This is a genomic window from Paenarthrobacter sp. A20 (genome assembly GCF_024168825.1).
Lineage (GTDB): Bacteria > Actinomycetota > Actinomycetes > Actinomycetales > Micrococcaceae > Arthrobacter.
Genome location: NZ_JALJWH010000001.1, coordinates 4983787 through 5001294, shown reverse-complemented (window position 1 = coordinate 5001294; position 17508 = coordinate 4983787). Strand labels below are relative to the sequence as shown.

Annotated in this window: 14 protein-coding genes; 6 read left to right on the top strand and 8 right to left on the bottom strand. The window is 63.6% G+C overall.

Annotated elements, in window-relative coordinates:
• Nucleotides 1-47: 47 nt before the first annotated feature.
• From J3D46_RS23110 to J3D46_RS23095, 4 genes are all read right to left on the bottom strand, one after another.
• The gene (locus J3D46_RS23110) at nucleotides 48-1880 is read right to left on the bottom strand and encodes an ABC transporter ATP-binding protein (protein WP_253469056.1); all 1833 of its coding nucleotides are present in this window, start codon (nucleotides 1878-1880) and stop codon (nucleotides 48-50) included.
• Nucleotides 1877-3676, bottom strand: coding sequence for an ABC transporter ATP-binding protein (locus J3D46_RS23105; protein WP_253469054.1), 1800 nt, complete (start codon nucleotides 3674-3676; stop codon nucleotides 1877-1879). The genes J3D46_RS23110 and J3D46_RS23105 overlap by 4 nt, the downstream gene beginning before the upstream one ends.
• A 152-nt stretch (nucleotides 3677-3828) precedes the next feature.
• On the bottom strand, nucleotides 3829-4776 hold the full coding sequence (locus tag J3D46_RS23100; protein ID WP_253469052.1) for a metallophosphoesterase: 948 nt from the start codon (nucleotides 4774-4776) through the stop codon (nucleotides 3829-3831).
• 2 nt (nucleotides 4777-4778) lie between these two features.
• Nucleotides 4779-7112: a transglycosylase domain-containing protein gene (locus J3D46_RS23095; protein ID WP_253469050.1), complete on the bottom strand. Its 2334-nt coding sequence runs from the start codon at nucleotides 7110-7112 to the stop codon at nucleotides 4779-4781.
• Here J3D46_RS23095 and J3D46_RS23090 point away from each other — a divergent pair.
• The 3 genes from J3D46_RS23090 to J3D46_RS23080 are packed head-to-tail and all read left to right on the top strand — an operon-like array spanning nucleotide 7111 to nucleotide 8734.
• Nucleotides 7111-7266 carry a DUF4177 domain-containing protein gene (locus J3D46_RS23090; protein ID WP_011775990.1) on the top strand — a complete coding sequence of 52 codons (156 nt, stop codon included), beginning with the start codon at nucleotides 7111-7113 and terminating at the stop codon, nucleotides 7264-7266. The two genes, J3D46_RS23095 and J3D46_RS23090, sit on opposite strands and share 2 nt — an antisense overlap.
• A gap of 2 nt (nucleotides 7267-7268) precedes the next feature.
• Nucleotides 7269-7805, top strand: a complete 537-nt coding sequence (locus J3D46_RS23085; protein WP_231341827.1) for a RidA family protein — start codon at nucleotides 7269-7271, stop codon at nucleotides 7803-7805.
• Nucleotides 7806-7822: 17 nt separating this feature from the next.
• Complete coding sequence (locus J3D46_RS23080) at nucleotides 7823-8734, top strand: NUDIX hydrolase (RefSeq protein ID WP_253469048.1); 912 nt, start codon at nucleotides 7823-7825, stop codon at nucleotides 8732-8734.
• Between the two features lie 84 nt (nucleotides 8735-8818).
• On the opposite strand, the gene J3D46_RS23075 is transcribed toward J3D46_RS23080, so the two are convergent.
• Nucleotides 8819-9796: a YafY family protein gene (locus J3D46_RS23075; RefSeq protein ID WP_253469046.1), complete on the bottom strand. Its 978-nt coding sequence runs from the start codon at nucleotides 9794-9796 to the stop codon at nucleotides 8819-8821.
• Between the two features lie 63 nt (nucleotides 9797-9859).
• Between J3D46_RS23075 and J3D46_RS23070 the strand changes: the two genes are divergently transcribed.
• Entirely contained in the window at nucleotides 9860-11014 is a 1155-nt protein-coding gene (locus J3D46_RS23070) for an epoxide hydrolase family protein (RefSeq protein WP_305884641.1), read from the top strand.
• A gap of 66 nt (nucleotides 11015-11080) precedes the next feature.
• On the opposite strand, the gene J3D46_RS23065 is transcribed toward J3D46_RS23070, so the two are convergent.
• A complete protein-coding gene (locus J3D46_RS23065; protein WP_011775987.1) occupies nucleotides 11081-11758 on the bottom strand; it encodes a Crp/Fnr family transcriptional regulator in 678 nt (225 codons plus the stop codon).
• Between the two features lie 235 nt (nucleotides 11759-11993).
• Here J3D46_RS23065 and J3D46_RS23060 point away from each other — a divergent pair, with 235 nt between their 5' ends.
• Together J3D46_RS23060 and aroQ are read left to right on the top strand one after the other, a co-directional pair.
• Nucleotides 11994-13178, top strand: coding sequence for a MarP family serine protease (locus J3D46_RS23060; protein ID WP_231341824.1), 1185 nt, complete (start codon nucleotides 11994-11996; stop codon nucleotides 13176-13178).
• Nucleotides 13179-13307: 129 nt separating this feature from the next.
• Complete coding sequence (gene aroQ, locus J3D46_RS23055) at nucleotides 13308-13772, top strand: type II 3-dehydroquinate dehydratase (protein WP_159707044.1); 465 nt, start codon at nucleotides 13308-13310, stop codon at nucleotides 13770-13772.
• Nucleotides 13773-13872: 100 nt separating this feature from the next.
• On the opposite strand, the gene J3D46_RS23050 is transcribed toward aroQ, so the two are convergent.
• Together J3D46_RS23050 and J3D46_RS23045 are read right to left on the bottom strand one after the other, a co-directional pair.
• Nucleotides 13873-15072 (bottom strand): IS110 family transposase, encoded by a 1200-nt coding sequence (locus J3D46_RS23050; protein ID WP_231339521.1) that lies wholly within the window; start codon nucleotides 15070-15072, stop codon nucleotides 13873-13875.
• Between the two features lie 247 nt (nucleotides 15073-15319).
• Nucleotides 15320-17503, bottom strand: coding sequence for an alpha-galactosidase (locus J3D46_RS23045; RefSeq protein ID WP_253469044.1), 2184 nt, complete (start codon nucleotides 17501-17503; stop codon nucleotides 15320-15322).
• Nucleotides 17504-17508 lie beyond the last annotated feature (5 nt).

Sequence of the window (17508 nt, the reverse complement as noted above, 5' to 3'; positions counted from 1 at the left end):
AATCGAGGAGGGAGTGTCCCTCGTCACTGCCTGGACCCACAGGAAAGCTACACCAGCGAGTCCCGCCAGGCCCCGTGCAACTGGGCGAACCGTCCGCCTCCGTTGATCAATTCGGCCGGCGTCCCGTCCTCCACGATGCGGCCGTCATGGACCACGAGGACCCTGTCGGCTGTCTCCACGGTGGAGAGGCGGTGGGCGATGATGATTGCCGTCCGGACAGAGTTCCCACCCGCCACGCCTTCCAGGAGCTGCGCAAGTCCCTGCTGGACCATCCGCTCGGACGGAATGTCCAGGGAGGACGTTGCTTCGTCGAGGATCAGCACGGCCGGTGCGGCCAGGAAGGCCCGGGCGAAACCAATGAGTTGGCGCTGGCCCGAGGACACCCGGCCACCGCGCTTGTTGACGTCAGTGTCGTAGCCTTCGGGCAGGCTGGTGATGAACTCGTGAGCCCCGACAGCAACCGCGGCGGCCTCGATTTCCGCCCGGGATGCTTCGGGCCGGCCCAGCGCGATGTTGTCAGCTACTGATCCGCTGAAGAGGAACGCTTCCTGGGTCACCATCACCACGGCGCGGCGCAGGTCTGTGGTGGACAAGTCCCTGAGGTCGATGCCGTCCAGGGTGATCGCCCCGGACGTGACGTCATAGAAGCGTGCCACGAGCTTGGCCAGCGTCGATTTGCCGGCGCCGGTTTGGCCCACCAACGCAACGGTTTGCCCGGCCGGGATATGCAGGTCCATCGTGGGAACCACTACCTGGCCGTCGCCGTACCCGAACTCCACAGACTGGAAATCGATCTCGCCCCGCGAACTCTTCAGCGGCACCGGGGCCTTCGGCGGACGGACCGTGGGAACTTCCTCAAGGAGGCCCGACACCTTTTCCAATGCTGCCTGCGCGCTCTGGAACGAGTTGTAGAACATCGCCATCTGGTCCACGGGCTGGAAGAAGCGCTTGGTCGACAGGATCAGGGCCAGCAGGACGCCGACGGCGAGGTCGCCGCTGAGCACACGGAAGCCACCAAACAGCAGGACCACGGCAACGCAGACATTCCCGATCAGCACCAGGCCCGGCTGGAAGATGCCGTTCAGGTTGATGGAGCGGACAGTGTTCTTACGGTAATCCTCGGCCAACTCGCCATACTGCGATGCATTCTCGGGTTCCTTGCGGAAAGCCTTCACTGCGCGGATGCCTGTCATGGTCTCCACGAAGTGCACGATCAACCGGGCTGAAACCACACGGGATTCACGGAAGGCGATCTGCGAGTGCTTCTGGTACCAGCGGGCAAGGAAGAACATGGGCACTCCGGCAGCCAGCATGATCAGACCGCTGCGCCAATCCAGCGCGAACACCGTGATGGCCGTGAAGAGCATGAACAGCATGCCGGACGCCAAGGAGCTGACGCCGGAGTCCAGGAGTTCGCGGAGCGCTTCAAGGTCCGACGTCTGCCGGGCAATGATGCGCCCGGAGGTGTATTTCTCGTGGAATTCCAGGCTCAGCCGTTGGGTGTGCCGGAAAACGCGCAGCCGGAGATCCAGGAGCATGGCCTGGCTCAGGCGGGCCGTGGACGTCACATACAGTGCTGTCATTCCGGCCGTGGCGATGGCAGCTGCCAGATACAGGGCACCCGCCAGCACCAAGGGGCCGTTGTCGCCTGCCTGCAGCGCGGGAAGGGCGTTGTCGATCCCAAAGGCGATCAGCGCCGGCCCGGCAACCCGCGTGAGCTGCGAGACCACCACCATCGCGATCGTCAGCCAGAAACGCAACCGCACGGGGCGGATGAGCGAGGCAAGCAAGGTGAGCGACCGGCGTCGTACGGCTTTGCTGTCTGCCTTGGTGAGGAGCGTGTTGTCCTCGTTGGCGGTTCCAAAAGTTGTGGCACTCACCGGCGGGCCTCCTCAGCTTCTTCGAGTTCGTCCAGTTCGGTGTCCAGGTCCTTCGGACCGGTATCCAGGCTGGCGATGACGTAGTGGTAGTGATCGTTGTCGGCCAACAGTTCCGTATGGGTTCCGACGGCGGTGATGGTGCCGTTTTCGAGCAACGCCACCCGGTCCGCCAAAGCCACAGTGGATGGCCGGTGCGCAACGATCAGTGTGGTGGTCTCGCGGAGGACCTCGCGCAAGCGGGCCTCCACTCGTTCCTCGGTGTTCACATCCAGGGCGGACAGGGGATCGTCCAGGACCAGGACCTTCGGTTTGGCCGCGATGGCCCGGGCCAGGGCGATGCGCTGGCGTTGGCCGCCGGACAGGCTCAGCCCTTCCTCACCGATGAGCGTGTCCACGCCGTCGGGCAATGAGTAGGCGAACTGGGCCTGCGCCACGTCCAAGGCTTCATCCAGGGCTGCATCGCTGGGATCCGGAGCGCCCAGGAGGACGTTGTCGCGCACTGAACTGGAGAACAAGGTGGTGTCCTCGAAGGCAACGGCCACGATCCTCCGGAGCTCGTCGATGTCGTAGTCGCGGACATTCACCCCGTCGATGGTCACAGCACCCTCGGTGACGTCGTAGAGGCGGGGGACGAGTTGGAGCATGGCGCTCTTGCCGCTGCCGGTGATGCCCACCAGGGCCATCGTTTCGCCAGGACGGATATCAAGGGTGAGATCGTGCAGGAGCGACCCGCCGTCGTCGAACCCGAAACCCGCGTGCTCAAAGCGCAAGACGCCCTTCACGGTCTCCGGCACCGTGGCGTGATCCGGGGAAGTAATGGTGTTTTCCGTGTCCATGACCTCGAAGTGGCGGTCCAACGCGGTCTTCGCGGTCAGGGCCATCGCCAGCAGCATGCCCGAGAATTCCACCGGAGTGGCCACCACGGCGGCGGTTGCGAAGAAGGCAACCAGCGAGCCAATGCTCAGCTGGCCGCTGGCCGCAAGCATAATGCCCACCACCAGCCCGACGCCCAGCGCAAGTTCCGGCAGCAAAGTAACAACCAAGGTGAAGCCGGCTTGCTGCTTGGCCTTCGCGATCTCGGTCTGCCGAAGCTCCTCGGCCTGGCCGTTGAAGTTCTCCAACGCTTCGCGGCTGCGCCCAAAGGCCTTCAGGACGCGTATGCCGTGGACGGATTCCTCCACGGTGGTGGCGAGGTCGCCGGCCTGGTCCTGGCTGAGCCGGGTGACCAGGCTGAACCGGCGGCGGAAGCGGAAGGAGTTGATCATGATCGGTACCGCCGCGCCCAGGAAGATCAGGGCGAGCTGCCAGCTCATGGAGAACATCACGCCGACGCCGATGATCACCGTCAACGTCGTGACCACCAGCATGATCGCGCCGAAGGCCATCCAGCGCCGCAGGAAGCTCAGGTCCGTCATGGCGCGGGAGAGCAATTGGCCCGAACCCCAGCGGTCGTGGAACGCCACGGTGAGCTGTTGCAGGTGCCCGTAAAGCGTTACGCGCATCCGGGTCTCAACGGTGGTGGCGGGGTTGATGACGAACTGCCGGCGCAACGCCACCAGCCCCGCTTCAGCAATACCCAACGCAAGGATCACGACGGCGGCAATCCAGACTGCGTCCGTGGAACCGCCGGGTTGCAAGGAGTTGTTGACGAGGACCCGCAGTACCTGCGGAATCGTCAGCGCCACGATGCTTGCCAGCAGGGCGCATATCAGGCCCATGAACAGGCGGGGGAGGATTGGCCGCACATGAGGGTACAGCCGGCCGACGGAGGTGAAAAATGACGTTTGCTTGGACATGCCCGCTTCTCAACAGCTGGATCTTCAGATGGTGCGGAGGTAGTTTCCCGTAGCAACTACCCTATGCCATGGCGTGATTCGTTTCACAGGACTACGCAACGTAGGTGAAATGTTTGACCCAGTTATTGAGGATCGCAATGATCCCTCGGTGTTTAGCTGCGTGCCGTGAGCGTCAGCAGCACTGCTTCCGGGCGGCAGGCGATCCGGACCGGCGCGAAGCGTGAGGTGCCGATACCGCCTGAGACGTTTACCGGCGTCGTGAATTCCTTGCTTTCCCAGTCGTGGAGTCCCTTTGCGCGCCACGTGGGGAGGTCGCAGTTGGAGACCAGGGCGCCATAGCCAGGGATGCAGATCTGGCCGCCGTGGGTGTGCCCGGCAAAGATTACGTCCGCTCCAGCTTCGGTGAAGTGGTCCAGCACGCGCTGGTACGGAGCATGGATGACACCGACCTTGAGGTGCGGGCGGGCGTCCTGGTTCACGGTTCCGCGGGGCCAGCCGGCGTACCGCTCGCGCTTGAGGTGGGGGTCGTCGACTCCGGAGAAATCGAAGCGGAGTCCGTTGAGGACCACTGACTGGGCGCGGTTGGTGAGATCGATCCAACCGCCCATGCCGAAGGCTGACCGGAGCTTGGGCCAGTCGAGCTTGATGGGTTCAGTCTTGAGCTTTGAGGGCCCGCGGAAGTATCCGGCCGGGTTTTTGATTCTTGGCGCGTAGTAGTCATTGGACCCCGGCACGAAAACGCCCGGGAACTCCAGCAGCGGGCGAAGTGCCTGGATCAAGGGATCGACGGCCTTGGTGTGGCTCAGGTTATCGCCCGTGTTGACCACAAGATCGGGTTTCAGATCGGCCAGCGACTGGAGCCACTGGGCCTTCTTGTCCTGGCCCGGGACGAAGTGAATGTCGCTCAGGTGGAGGACCCGGAACGGCGCTGAACCCTCGGGGAGGACCGGAAGTGTTTCCTGGCGGACCTCGAACTGGTCCTTCTCCCACCAACCATAGGCAGCTGCTGCCGCTCCGGCTGTTGTACCAAGGGCTGTAGTGACGGCGAAACCGCGCCCGACGGTGCGGACGCGGTTTGCCAGTGAATCACGGAAGGACACGCTTAGTCCTTGTCGTTGTTGCCGTTGCCGTTATTGCCATTGTTCCCGTTGCCGCTGTTTCCTGAGGACGGTGCGGGGTTCGGCGTTGTTGGTGTCGGCGTTGTGTTGCGCTGCGGGGCAGCCGTGCCGAGCAAGTTGGAAGGCGGAGCCTGGAACGGGTTGGTTCCGTACGCGGGAGCCACCGACAACATGTAGTTGGTGAACTGCGGACCGGCAATCATGTAACCGTCAATGGAGGGGTAGAACTTGCCGTTGACGGTCAGGTTTCGGCCCGGGCGGAGCTGGTCACCCAGCGGGTCGCCGAACCAGGAAGCCGTTGCCAGCCCGGTGGTGTAACCAACAACCCACGTGGAGCCGTTGGAGTCGTTGGTACCAGTCTTGGCTGCTACCGGGAAGTTGTTCCGCGTGGAAAGCGCCGGGCGGATCAAGGAACCCGAACCCGCGTTGAGCACTTCCTGCATGGCGTAGGCAACGCCGCGGGCAACCTCGGGCTTGACGGCGTCCTTGCAGTTGGAGGACTGGGCCGGCAGCTCCGCGCCGGACTGGTCCTTGACCGACGTAATGGCGATCGGCTCGCAGTACTTGCCGTCGGCAGCGAAGGTTGCAAATGCGGCTGCCATGGTCAGGGGCGCAGTCTGGGTTGCACCAATCAGGTTCGACAGTGTGGTCATCGGGACCTGGGGGTTCGGATCAGTGACCTTGCCGGTTTCATCACGGGTGGGGAGTCCGCCGTGGATTCCGGTGGCATCCACGATGCCCTGAATGCCACAGAGGTCCACCTGGGATGCAGAGGCAAACGTCGCGGTGTTGATGGAGTTCATGAGGCCGTAAAGGACGGTCATGTTCCGGTAATAACCCTCGTCTGAGTTCTGAAGATCGAAGGTACCGTTGGTGGCGTCGTACCAGCCCACTGTCGGTGCAGGACAGGTGTTCCTCCACGGGAAGTTCTGCTTGTACCTTCGGACGCTTGCGTTGATGTTCGTGTTCATCGACTTGCCCTCGTTCAGCCACTGGGCGAACGTGAAGGGTTTCATCGTCGAGCCGGGCTGGAAGCCACCAATGCCGTTGAGGTCATTTCCATTGGAATCCAGGACGTCGACGTTGAAGTTCTGGGTTTGATCGAACTTGCCCTCTTGAGGGAGCCAGACGGTGTTCTGGGCCATGCTGACAATTTGGCCCGTTCCCGGCTGAACAGAGGTGATGGACGCGCCCCACTTGTCCGGGTTGGCGCCAGCCGTGGCATCGACCTGTTGCTGGGCGACCGTCTGGGCGGTCGGATCGAGGGTGGTCTGGATGGTAAGACCGCCGCGCTGGACGCGCTTGATGCGCTCTTCCGTGGTGTCGCCATAGGCGGGGTTGTTGAAGAGCAGGTGAAGGACGTAGTCACAGAAGTACGGCGCCATGGTGGCGTACGCGCAACCCTGACGGGCCGGGGTGACCTTGGTGGTGACCGGGGTGGCTACGGCTTCGTCATACTCGGCCTGCGTGATCTTGCCTTGGTTCACCATGGCAGCGAGCACGAGGTCGCGGCGCTTCTGCGCGTTGTCCGGGTTCGCGATGGGATCGAAGGCTGAGGGGCTGTTCACGAGGCCGGCCAGGAGGGCCGCCTGCGGAAGTGTCAGGTCCTTGGCGGTGGTGCTGAAGAAGAACTTGGAGGCAGCTTCGATTCCGTAGGCGTCACGGTTGAAGAACACGATGTTGAGGTAGCCCTCAAGGATCTGCTCCTTGGAGAACTTCTTCTCCAGGGCGATGGCGAGCTTCATTTCGCGGAGCTTGTCGCCCACGCCTTTGCCGCCACCATTGAGCTTGACGTCTTCTTCGCGGTCGGACGCCACCAGGGACTCGTTGATGACGTTGTTCACGTACTGCTGCGTGATGGTGGACGCGCCCTGCTTGTTGCCGCGGGCGGTGCTGACGATGGCTCGCATGATGCCGGTGGTGTCGATACCGCCGTGCTCATAGAAACGGCTGTCCTCGATGGCGATGACAGCGTCCTTGATATACGGGCTCATCGAGTCCAGCGGGACCTTGGTCCGGTTCTCCGCATAGATCGAGGCGATCGGCGAACCGTCCTTCGCCAGGATCGTTGTGTTCTGGCTGGGCGGATCCACCTGGAGTTCCGCCGGCAGAGTGTCAAAGAACTGGATTGAACCACTGGCGGCACTGCCCGAAACGGCGGCTGCGGGGACCAAGAGGCCCGCCACGAGGACGCCACAAATCGCGCTCACACCAAGGAAGCCTAGAATCTTTCCGAGGGTGGTGGCAGTGTCGAATAGTGGGTTCTTGCGAGTCACCATGTTTTCCACTTTACCGGCAAGGGCTAGGCTTTCTGTCATGACCAAATGGGAGTACGCCACGATTCCGCTCATTATTCACGCCACGAAGCAGATCCTGGACCAGTGGGGCGAAGACGGCTGGGAGCTTGTCCAGGTCGTCGGTGGCCCCGATGGCAAAGGCCTTGTTGCATACCTGAAGAGGGAGAAGCAGTAACCATGACCACCCCCGCAGAAACCACGTCTCCCGCGGAATCCGGCGCCCCCACGTCCGCTGTTGAGCAGCGACTGGCCGAGCTCGGATTGACCCTCCCCGAGGTCGCCGCCCCTGTTGCCGACTACGTGCCGGCCATCGTCTCCGGCAACTACGTTTACACCTCCGGACAGCTGCCCTTTATTAACGGCAAACTCGAAGCTAAGGGCAAGGTCTCCCTCGGTGAGTTGGGCACCTCCGACGAGCCCACCGTTGATCCCGACGACGCCAAGCGCTACGCCGCCGTCTGCGCCATTAACGCCCTGGCAGCAGTCAAGAGCGTCATCGGCGACCTCGACCGCATCACCCGCATCGTCAAGGTTGTCGGTTTCGTCTCTTCGGAACCAACCTTCACCGGCCAGCCCGGCGTCATCAACGGTGCGTCCGAACTCCTCGGCCAGGTCTTTGGCGACGCCGGCAAGCACGCACGCTCCGCCGTCGGCGTTTCTGTCCTGCCGCTCGACTCTCCTGTTGAAGTCGAGCTCATTGCTGAATTCAGCTAAGGAACCGGTTCACCCAATTGCCGCAGCTTGCCCGCCGCCTGTTTGTACTGCCTCCCGAACTCGAAGGGGCAGCACGGAACTGGCTTGAGCTCGGCGAGCGGACCCCCAGGGCCGCCCGCTTTGCATCGTCCGTTGTGCTTTTGCGCGACTCGCCCACCGGCTTGGAAACCTGGCTTGGTTACAGGCCAGGCTCCTCGCCGTTGGGCGTTGTCGCGTTCCCGGGTGGATCTTTGGATCCGTCCGACGACGACCCCGTAGGGTGGGTTGGCCCCTCACCCCAGCAGTGGGCTGAGCACATGGGAACGGACGACGTCGGACTCGCCCGCCGCCACGTGGTGGGCGCCATCCGCGAACTCTTCGAAGAGACCGGCGTCCTGCTCGCGGGACCCGACGCATCATCCACCGTTGAGGCCAACTCCACTGTGGACTGGATGCGCGCCCGCGAAGCCGTGGCAGCCCAGGAGAAGTCCTTCACGGAGATGCTCTCCAAACGTGGACTCTCCCTTCGCACTGACCTTCTGAAGCCCTTGGTGAACTGGCTCAGCCCGGACTTTGCCCACACCCGTTTCAATACGCGCTACTTCGCCGCGACCGTCCCCGTGAACCAACAGCCCAGCATCCTTGGCAGCAAGGGCGTGTGGGGGCGCTGGGTCACCGCGGCCGAAGCGGTTGCCCTCCGCGAGACCCCGGCGCTCGGAGACGAAGTAGGCCAGCAAAACACCGTTGGCCTCACCCTCGGCCAGCTCCTGGTACCCGGCTCCGAGATCATGCTCGAGAAGATGGCTGCCTCCAACGGCTGCATCGCCTACCTGAGCTACAAGCGCAAAGCCCATGTGTACCAGGCGAAACTCGTAGACGAGGGCGGAATCCTGATGCTTGAGGTCGAAGCAGCCCGGACCATCGCTGGAGAGCCCCAGCGGGAGCGTTAAAGCCCCATTCCGACGCTCTCTCACCGATCGCCTGTTTGAGTGGGTCGCTCTCTCACCTCCCGTTGGGTTTGGGCGAACGCTCGCTCACTTTCTGTCGGTAGCCGTAGCCGGTTCGTCGTTTATCGCTCGAAGGTAGACGTCTGCGAGATGCCTCAAGTGGGGTACCAGGGCAGCTGGCGACTCGACTGTGAAATCCATGCCAAGCATGCCGATGTAGGCGGCGATGGTTTCGAGGCTGTCGGCGCCAGTAACCAAGACGGACTCGGTATCGGAGATCGACTCCACCACCCCCACAGCGTGGTTGATTCGAGCCAGGACCGCCTCTGCAGGAGCAGCTACGCGAAGGCGGGCATGCACTTTCCAACCGCTGGCGGCGATCGATTGCATCGCGAACGCGGTGTAGTCACCGCCCGGCAGGGGTAACGGGGAGAACCGACGTCGGGTACGCAGCCGCGGTTCAATCCAGTCTGCGCGGAAGACGCCCCATTCATCAGAGGCAGGGTCACGCCCCACCAAGTACCAGCGCCGTTGCCAACTCAGCAGCCGATAAGGCTCCACAAGCCTGGGCGTACCTCGGTCATCGAACCGGAACCACTCGACGTCGCGGATGGCGGCGGCAATGGCGGCGAGAACTGCGTGGTTGACTTCGGGATCTTCCGCGTCTGTCCCGTTGTTCTCGGGCGCGCGATCGACATTCGACAGTGCCGTAACAGTTGGCCGCAGCCGCGACGGCAGCACCTGCTCAAGTTTTGCGAGGGCGCGGGCACTCGACTCCGCAATGCCGGCGATGCCGGTTGCCGTGCGGAGGCCAATAGCGACGGCGACGGCTTCCTCGTCGTCGAGGAGCAGCGGCGGTAGCTTTCCGCCGGCACCAAGGCGGTAGCCTCCCGTCGTCCCGCGGGTCGCATCCACCGGGTACCCGAGTTCGCGTAATCGATCGATGTCCTTGCGAACCGTGCGCGTTGAAATGCCGAGGCGGTGAGCGAGTTCCGTACCCGTCCAATCGGGCCGCGACTGCAGGAGCGAAAGCAGGGCCAGGAGGCGTTCAGCTGTAGAAGACATTGTGGGAAATTCCTGATTCTTTTAGGAAGAAAGGGTTCCTATATCGACCGTATCGTCTTAAGCATGATGAATATCACAGAAGCGAGTATCGATATCCGCGACTTCCGCCTGGACGTTCCCCAGGCCGAACTTGATGATCTGATGGAGCGCCTCGCCCGGACCCGGCTGCCCCGGACGGCACCTGTTGATGACTGGGACGCCGGGACCCCTAACTCCTACCTTCGCGAGGCCGTGGACGCGTGGACCACCAGCTTTGACTGGCGGACCCAGGAAGCGCGCATCAACGCCGTTCCGCACTTCACCACCGAGATCGACGGACAGCACTTCCACTTCATCCATGTGCGCTCACCACACGCTGGAGCTACGCCGCTGCTCCTGGCGCACACCTACCCTGGCTCATCCGTCGACTACCTCGACATGATCGATGAACTTACCGATCCCGTGGCGCACGGTGGCCGGGCTGAGGACGCCTTCGACGTAGTGATCCCGGATGCCCCCGGCTACGGATTCTCCAATCCTGTGGCCGAGTCCGGGTGGAACACCGCACGCGTGGCCCGAGCCTATGACGCTCTCATGCGCGGGCTTGGCTACACCCACTACGGTATTCACGGTTCTGACAACGGCGCGATGGTCGCCCGGGAGCTCGGTCTCTTGAACCCGGACGGATTCCTTGGCCTCCACGTGTTGCAGCTTTTCTCGTTCCCATCCGGTGACCCGGCCGAGTTCGAGAAGCTCGAACCGCAAGACTACGCAGGGCTCGCCCATATGGAGTGGTTCCAGTCTGTCGGGGGCTACAACACAATGAACGCGAGCCGTCCGCAGACCGTGGCTGTGGGGCTGAGTGACTCGCCTGTGGGGCTGCTGGCCTACAGCGAGTTGTTCAACTCGTTCGGAAACGGTACCTCACTGGTCCCGCTCGAGAAGATCCTTACCGAAGTGACCGTGAACTGGTTTGCGAACGCTGCGGCAGGCATGAGCCGAAGTTACCTGGACAACGCCCGCACCCACGCCGAACCAGAGGTGAACGGGGCGCCCACCGGTGTGGCAGTTTTCAAAGACGACTTTCAGACGATCCGTGTCTTCGCCGAGCGGGACAACTCAAACATCGTGCACTGGAGTCGATTTGAGGAAGGTGGGCACTTCGCCGCATTGGAAGTGCCATCGCTCCTGGCCGGAGACATACGAACATTCTTCGGGCTGGTTCGCGCCGAGCGGTGACGCAAGGCAAACCAAAACAAAAGAGCCGCCCCGGTACGAAACCGGGGCGGCTCTTGGCTGAATCGCCTAGCGCGAACGCTGGCGGAGGCGCTGCATGTCGAGGATGACAACGGCGCGGGCTTCCAAGCGGAGCCATCCGCGCTGAACGAACTCAGCCAGTGCCTTATTCACGGTTTCGCGGGAAGCGCCAACCAGCTGCGCCAGTTCTTCCTGCGTGAGCTCGTGGGCAACCAGGACGCCGTCGGTAGCCGGACGGCCGAAGCGGTCGGCCAGGTCCAGGAGAGCCTTGGCAACACGGCCCGGAACGTCCGAGAAGACGAGGTCGGACAGGGAATCGTTGGTGCGGCGGAGGCGGCGTGCCAAGGCCTGCAGCAGCTGAGCGGAAACCTCGGGGCGGGTGCGGAGCAGCGCGTTGAGGCTTTCGTTCTTAAGCCCGGCCAAGCGGGTCTCCGAGACGGCGGTGGCCGTGGCGGTACGCGGGCTGGGGTCGAACAGGGCCATCTCGCCGAAGAGCTCGCCCGGGCCGAGGATGGCCAGCAGGGACTCGCGTCCGTCGGGGGAGGTGCGGCCGAGCTTCACCTTGCCGGAAACGATGAAGTAGAGCTGGTCACCCTGATCGCCTTCGCGGAACACCGATGCCCCGCGTGAGAGGTCCACCTCTGTGAGTTCGTCCGTCAGCAAGCGGAATGCGTCGTCGTCAAGGGTGGCGAAGAGGGGTGCGCGGCGCAATACCTCGATGTCCATGAAATCTCCTGAATATAAGTTTCGGTCGTGGCGCTTCAGCCATTGTTTCAGAATTTTTGGGCTTCTGTGACGTACTTGGCACGTGAAACGCTGAAACTACGCGGGTTTGGGGCGATCCAAGGCCTGTTGGCGGCCCTCAAACGGGTAATAAGCGGCTCCGGATCGTGACCGGACTAACGGTGGGCTGTCAGGGTCAACATCTAGAATTGGCGCTACCCGGCTATGAGGAGCATTGGTGTTTGGCTTGACGATATTGGATTTGGCATTGATCTTGATGCTGCTGTCCTACCTGATCTATGGCCTGCGCAACGGCTTTATGGTCACCCTGGGTGGAATTGCAGGATTTGTGGTCGGAGCCATCGCGGCTTTCGTCGCCGTCCCACTCGTCAGCGGCTGGGTGACCGACAGCGGCTGGAGATTGACCGCCACGGTGGGCGCCGCCGTCGTGCTTATCGCCTTGGGTCATGGGCTGGGAACCATGATCGGACGCAAAATCCGCCACGCTGTGCGGATCAAGCCCCTGCACGCGGTGGACAGGCTGATCGGCGGTGCGGTCAGCGTGGTGGTGGCTGCGCTGGTGATGTCCATGCTGGCGTTCAGTGTCAGTTCGCTGGGTGTGCCGTTCGTTTCGCAGCAGTTGGCCGAGTCCAGGGTTATCCGCTACATCGACAACATCACGCCGACGCCCGTCAAGAGCACCATGGCCCAGCTGCGGTCAACGGTGATTGGTGGCGGAATTCCCCAGCTCATCGAGGGCATCGGACCAGTGACTCCCGTGCCCGTTCCCAATGAGTCAACCGACACTCCGGCCTTGAACCAAGCGGCCGAATCAGTCCTCAAAATTGCAGGCACCGCCTTCGAATGCGGCCAAAACCAGACCGGTTCCGGATTCGTCGTTTCGCCCGGGCGCGTCGTCACCAATGCCCACGTCGTGGCGGGCGTGTCGCAGCCGGTCGTGGAAGTTCCCGACGGCGGTGCGTTGCCCGGTCGTGTGGTTTACTTCGACTCCCAGCGGGACATCGCGGTCCTGGCCGTGGATGGCTTGCAGTCCAGTCCGTTGCCGCTGGGCACCGACCTGCCCGATGGCAGCCCCGCGGCGTTTGCCGGGTACCCGCACGGCGGTCCGTTCCAGTCGAAACCGGCTACCGTGCAAGGGATTTCCACCATCCTGGTTCCTGACATTTACGGCAACAACCCCTCGCCGGAGTTGGTCTATAAGCTGGCCGGCGACGTCCAGCCGGGCAATTCCGGTGGCCCCCTGCTGACCATGCAGGGACAAGTGGCCGGACTGATCTTCGCCAAGACCACCACTGATGCCGCCCTTGGCTTCGCACTCACCATGGCGGACCTGGAGCCGGTGGCGGCACAGGCACCCGGCCTCAGCAGCCCGGTCTCGGCCGGTCAATGCACCCGTAAGTAGCGGTCCCTCTCTCACCTTCCGCGGCGTTTCGGCGGGCCCCCTCTCACATCGTGAGCGTTTTGAGCCAACGCTCTCTCACCTCTTGGGCACGATTCCCCGGCGCCCGCCTGCCGCTATAGATTGGGAGCCATGACTGAAGCCACTCCCGCCACCGAAGCCGGTCGCGGTACCATCCTTGTGATCAACGGCCCCAACTTGAATCTGCTGGGTACCCGCGAGCCCGAAAAGTACGGCACGTCCACTCTGGCCGACGTCGAGCAACTCGCCATGACAGCGGCTGCAGCCCATGGCTTCACCGTTGACTGTGTGCAGTCGAACCACGAGGGCGATCTCCTGGACGCCATCCATGCCGCGCGTGGCACAGCGGTCGGGATTGTCATCAATGCGGGGGCGTACACCCATACGTCCGTGGCTCTTCGGGACGCCCTGGCAGCGGTGCAGCTACCCGCCGTCGAAGTTCACATCACCAACGTCCACCAGCGTGAAGAGTTCCGCCACCACTCGTACCTGTCGGGTGTCTGTACTGCGATCATCGTCGGCGCTGGAGTGTTGGGCTACAAGCTGGCCATCGATTACCTGGCCGACGCGGTCTAACGCAGGCGGTAGGTGAGAGAAGGTTCCCGGGAGACCGTCGGTAGGTGAGAGAAGGTTCCCGGGAGACCGTCGATAGGTGAGAGTGTCCCTATGTTTTTCGTCAAGCGGTTTTGGGTGTTGGGGGTTGGTAGAGGGTGCCGTCGCGGAGCATGGCGTAGAGGGTGTCGCAGCGTCGTCGTGCGAGGGCGATGAGTGCTTGGTTGTGGCGTTTTCCTTCGGCTCGTTTGCGTTCGTAGTATGCCCGGGACGGTGGGTCGTGGAGCGCAGCGAATGCGGAGAGGAACAGGGTTCGTTTGAGGACTTTGTTGCCTTTTCTTGAGGAATGGTCGCCGCGGATGGAGGACCCGGATCGCCAGGTGACGGGGGCCAGCCCGGCGTAAGAGGCCAGGTGCCCGGCGGTGGGGAACTCTTTCCCGGCGACTTCGGTGAGGATTCGTGCGGCGGTCCTGATGCCCACGGCCGGCAGAGACATCAGGACCGGGTGAAGAGGGTGGGCCTCCACGAGAGCTTCGACCTGGGTGAGGACCGTGGCGCGGCTTTCGTGGAGCCCGGCGAGCATGGCCGCGAGCTGGGGCAGCACGATGGTCGCGGCGTTCGTTCCTACGACAGTGACTGTTTGCCGGCCCAAGGCCTCGATGATGTCATCGGCAAGACGTTCACCCATCCGCGGCGCGAGTTTGCTCAGCCGGGTCCCGATCCGGCGCCGGCCCGCGTGACGGAGCGCTTCAGGGGTAGGCCAGGTCCGCAGCAGGTCATGCACCGCCGGGTGGTCCATGTAGGGTCCCAGCACCCTTTCCAGAGCTGGGTGGATCTGGGTGAGCAGCCCACGGATCCGGTTCGAAGTCGCCGTGGCCTGCTTGGCCAGATCCTCGTCGAACCCGCAAAGCATGCTCAGCTCAGCGAGCTGCTCATCGACCAACTGAACCGAGCGCAGGGCATGCGGCATGGTCCTGGCGGCCTCGGCGATGATGAACGCGTCCCGGGCATCGGTCTTCGCCTCTCCGGGGTGAAGATCCGCGATCCGGCGCATCGCCAGCCCCGGCAGGTAGCCGACCAGCACCCCGGCGGCCTGGGCAACCGCTACCGGCAACGCGCCGATAGTCGCTGGCTGGTCAACGACCAGCAACACACGTCCGGCGTCCACAAGTTCGGCGATGATTTCCCGGATTTTGGCTTCATCGTTGGGCAGCGCCCGGTCCAGTAATTTCCTGCCGGCCCGATCCACGGCAACGGCATGATGGACGCCCTTGCCAACATCCAGCCCAATAAACACCTCGACACCGTCGTGGTTCGTGATCATCTGGCACCTCCAGTCGTAGTCAACTACCTCCACTGGCCCACCATCGGTGTCAGGACCCGGCACCCACGTTACGCACGACGTTCCCGAACTGTCCTGCCCCTATCAGCGGTCTCCCGGCACCTACCAACCCCGGTGACAACACTCTCAAGATCATCGACTGACAGAGCGTCACAATCATGCCGGGATCAGCAGGCCAGCACACCCATATCCTGCACCAGGAAACAGGCTACGAAAAAGGTAACGAGCGTCAGAGGGCTGTGAGCCGCAGAACGATGGCGTGCTCCGGATGCAGGACGGGCATAGGGAGCCCCACTTCGCCCAGGAAACGCCCCGATGCTTCGGCACCGGTTGCCAGCCAGGGGGCCGGCTTGGCTTCGATGAACGTGTGCCCGTAGTCGGCGTCTCCCGGAGACGGGAAGATCGCCTCGACACGATAGGAACGCGAGGGATCCAGCCCCGGAATCGCCACCCGGCCCACCTGCTCGGCGAAGCCTGTGCGGGTCTTGACCACAGCGAAAAGTGCGGCCGTGGCACCTGTGGGAGTGCCGCCGTCGTGCGTGTCCGCGACAACGCCGTGCACCATCAGCGACTCGTCCGGCACATCGGCGCGCACCATTCGTCCACTGTGGATAAGCCCGCGGTGTTCCTTGTACAAAGCAATGAAGCGCTTGAGTTCCTCACGCTCGGCTCCGGTGACCGAGCGGACGTCCCACTCCATGCCGAAGTGACCGAACAAGGCCGTGATGGCCCGGAACGAAAGATCGTGCGTGCGGGCGGTGGTGTGAGACGTAGTGGGCCCGACATGCCCGCCCACCAGCTCCGGCGGAACCACCACGCCGGTCCAGCGCTGGATGGTCTGCCGCTCCAGGGCGTCGTTGCAGTCGGATGCCCACACCCGGTCCGTCCGCTCGAGGATTCCCAGATCCACGCGTCCGCCACCGGAGGAGCAGCTCTCGATCTCAACCTCCGGGTGTGCCTCGCGGAGAGCATCGAAGAGCCGGTACGCCGCCAGCGTTTGCTCATGGACCGAGGCCCGGCCGGCATGACCGTGCTCCAGGAGGTCGCGGTTCTGGTCCCACTTGAGGTAGCTGATGTTGTTGCCGCGCAGGAGCGCGTCGATCCGGTCGAAAACGTAGCTCCAGGCCTCCGGGTTCACCAGGTCGATGACGTGCTGCTGCCGCCATTCCAGGGGCAGCCGGCCACCGTCCTTGTGCGAAGCCGCGGACGGACCCACGATCCACTCGGGATGAGCCCGGGCAATGTCGGAGTCGAGGTTGACCATTTCCGGCTCCACCCACAGCCCGAACTCCATGCCGCGCGAGGTCACGGCGTCGATGAGCGGTGTCAGCCCGTCGGGCCACACAGTTTGGTCCACGTACCAGTCGCCCAACCCGGCGTGGTCGTCGCGGCGCCCGCGGAACCAGCCGTCGTCGAGCACGAACCGTTCGACGCCCAGGTCTGCAGCCGACTCGGCCAGCTCGACCAGGGTATCCAGATTGTGGTCGAAGTAGACCGCTTCCCAGGTGTTGAGGACCACTGGACGCGGCTTGCCCGAAAGCGCACCGACGTGATGCGGCCGCGCGCGGAACCAGCTGTAGAACGCCTCGGTGATGCCATCCAGGCCGCGGTCTGAGTACGCCGCGAACAGTGCAGGGGTGGTGTAGCTTTCGCCGGGCTGGAGCACCACTTCGGCGGGTCCCAGGAGCTCCGAACCGCCCACCATGGTTCGCCCGTCCGCAACGTTGTCCGCGAATTGCTCATGGTTCCCGCTCCACGCCAGGTGCGTTGCCCAGACCTTGCCGTGCCTGTTGCCGAAGCCGGCCGTTCCCGCGGCGAGCAGGAGCGAGGAGTCGTGCCCGGTGCGGCCGTGCCGGCCCGTTCGGACCCACGTTCCCTGCTGGATGGCCCGGCGCTGCGGGTGGCGTTCGCGGCACCAGCGTCCGGTCAGGTCCAAAAGTTCGACGGCGTCCGGCGCCACCGGGAGCATCGTCGCCAACTCGTCCAGCTGGAAGGGCGACGTGCCGTCGTTGCTGGCCGTGTGCTTGAGTTCGAGAAGCCCGCCCGCGTGCAGGGTGAGGTTGCTGGTCACCGTGATACCGGCGTCGGGATCCGACTGAATCACGACGGCGGTGGTGCCGTCCGTCGTCGCACTCACCATGCGAAGGCGTACTGAGAAATCGAAGCCGGGTACGCCTTCGGATATCCGGTGACCGCGAAGCCCGGGCCGGCCCTGCCACGACGACGAAGCCTGCGGGAGGAGTCCCGCAGGAACATTCGCGTCGATCGAGGACGGCGGGATGGGCTCGTTGAGGATCGCCAGGTCAGGCAGGGCGTCGCCCAGGTCAGCTCCCCAGTGGGTTATCTCAGCCTCTCCGCGGTGGGTGCTGATCACCAGGCTGGTACCTGCGGAACGGAGATGGAGCGGTTGCATGGATG

What these genes read in the sequence shown, in the direction of transcription:
- J3D46_RS23070 (WP_305884641.1), top strand. Translation starts at nt 9,860, where the DNA reads ATGATGAATATCACAGAAGCGAGTATCGATATCCGCGACTTCCGCCTG.
- J3D46_RS23065 (WP_011775987.1), bottom strand. Translation starts at nt 11,758, where the DNA reads ATGGACATCGAGGTATTGCGCCGCGCACCCCTCTTCGCCACCCTTGAC.
- aroQ (WP_159707044.1), top strand. Translation starts at nt 13,308, where the DNA reads ATGACTGAAGCCACTCCCGCCACCGAAGCCGGTCGCGGTACCATCCTT.
- J3D46_RS23085 (WP_231341827.1), top strand. Translation starts at nt 7,269, where the DNA reads ATGACCACCCCCGCAGAAACCACGTCTCCCGCGGAATCCGGCGCCCCC.
- J3D46_RS23105 (WP_253469054.1), bottom strand. Translation starts at nt 3,676, where the DNA reads ATGTCCAAGCAAACGTCATTTTTCACCTCCGTCGGCCGGCTGTACCCT.
- J3D46_RS23090 (WP_011775990.1), top strand. Translation starts at nt 7,111, where the DNA reads ATGACCAAATGGGAGTACGCCACGATTCCGCTCATTATTCACGCCACG.
- J3D46_RS23075 (WP_253469046.1), bottom strand. Translation starts at nt 9,796, where the DNA reads ATGTCTTCTACAGCTGAACGCCTCCTGGCCCTGCTTTCGCTCCTGCAG.
- J3D46_RS23095 (WP_253469050.1), bottom strand. Translation starts at nt 7,112, where the DNA reads ATGACAGAAAGCCTAGCCCTTGCCGGTAAAGTGGAAAACATGGTGACT.
- J3D46_RS23045 (WP_253469044.1), bottom strand. Translation starts at nt 17,503, where the DNA reads ATGCAACCGCTCCATCTCCGTTCCGCAGGTACCAGCCTGGTGATCAGC.
- J3D46_RS23050 (WP_231339521.1), bottom strand. Translation starts at nt 15,072, where the DNA reads ATGATCACGAACCACGACGGTGTCGAGGTGTTTATTGGGCTGGATGTT.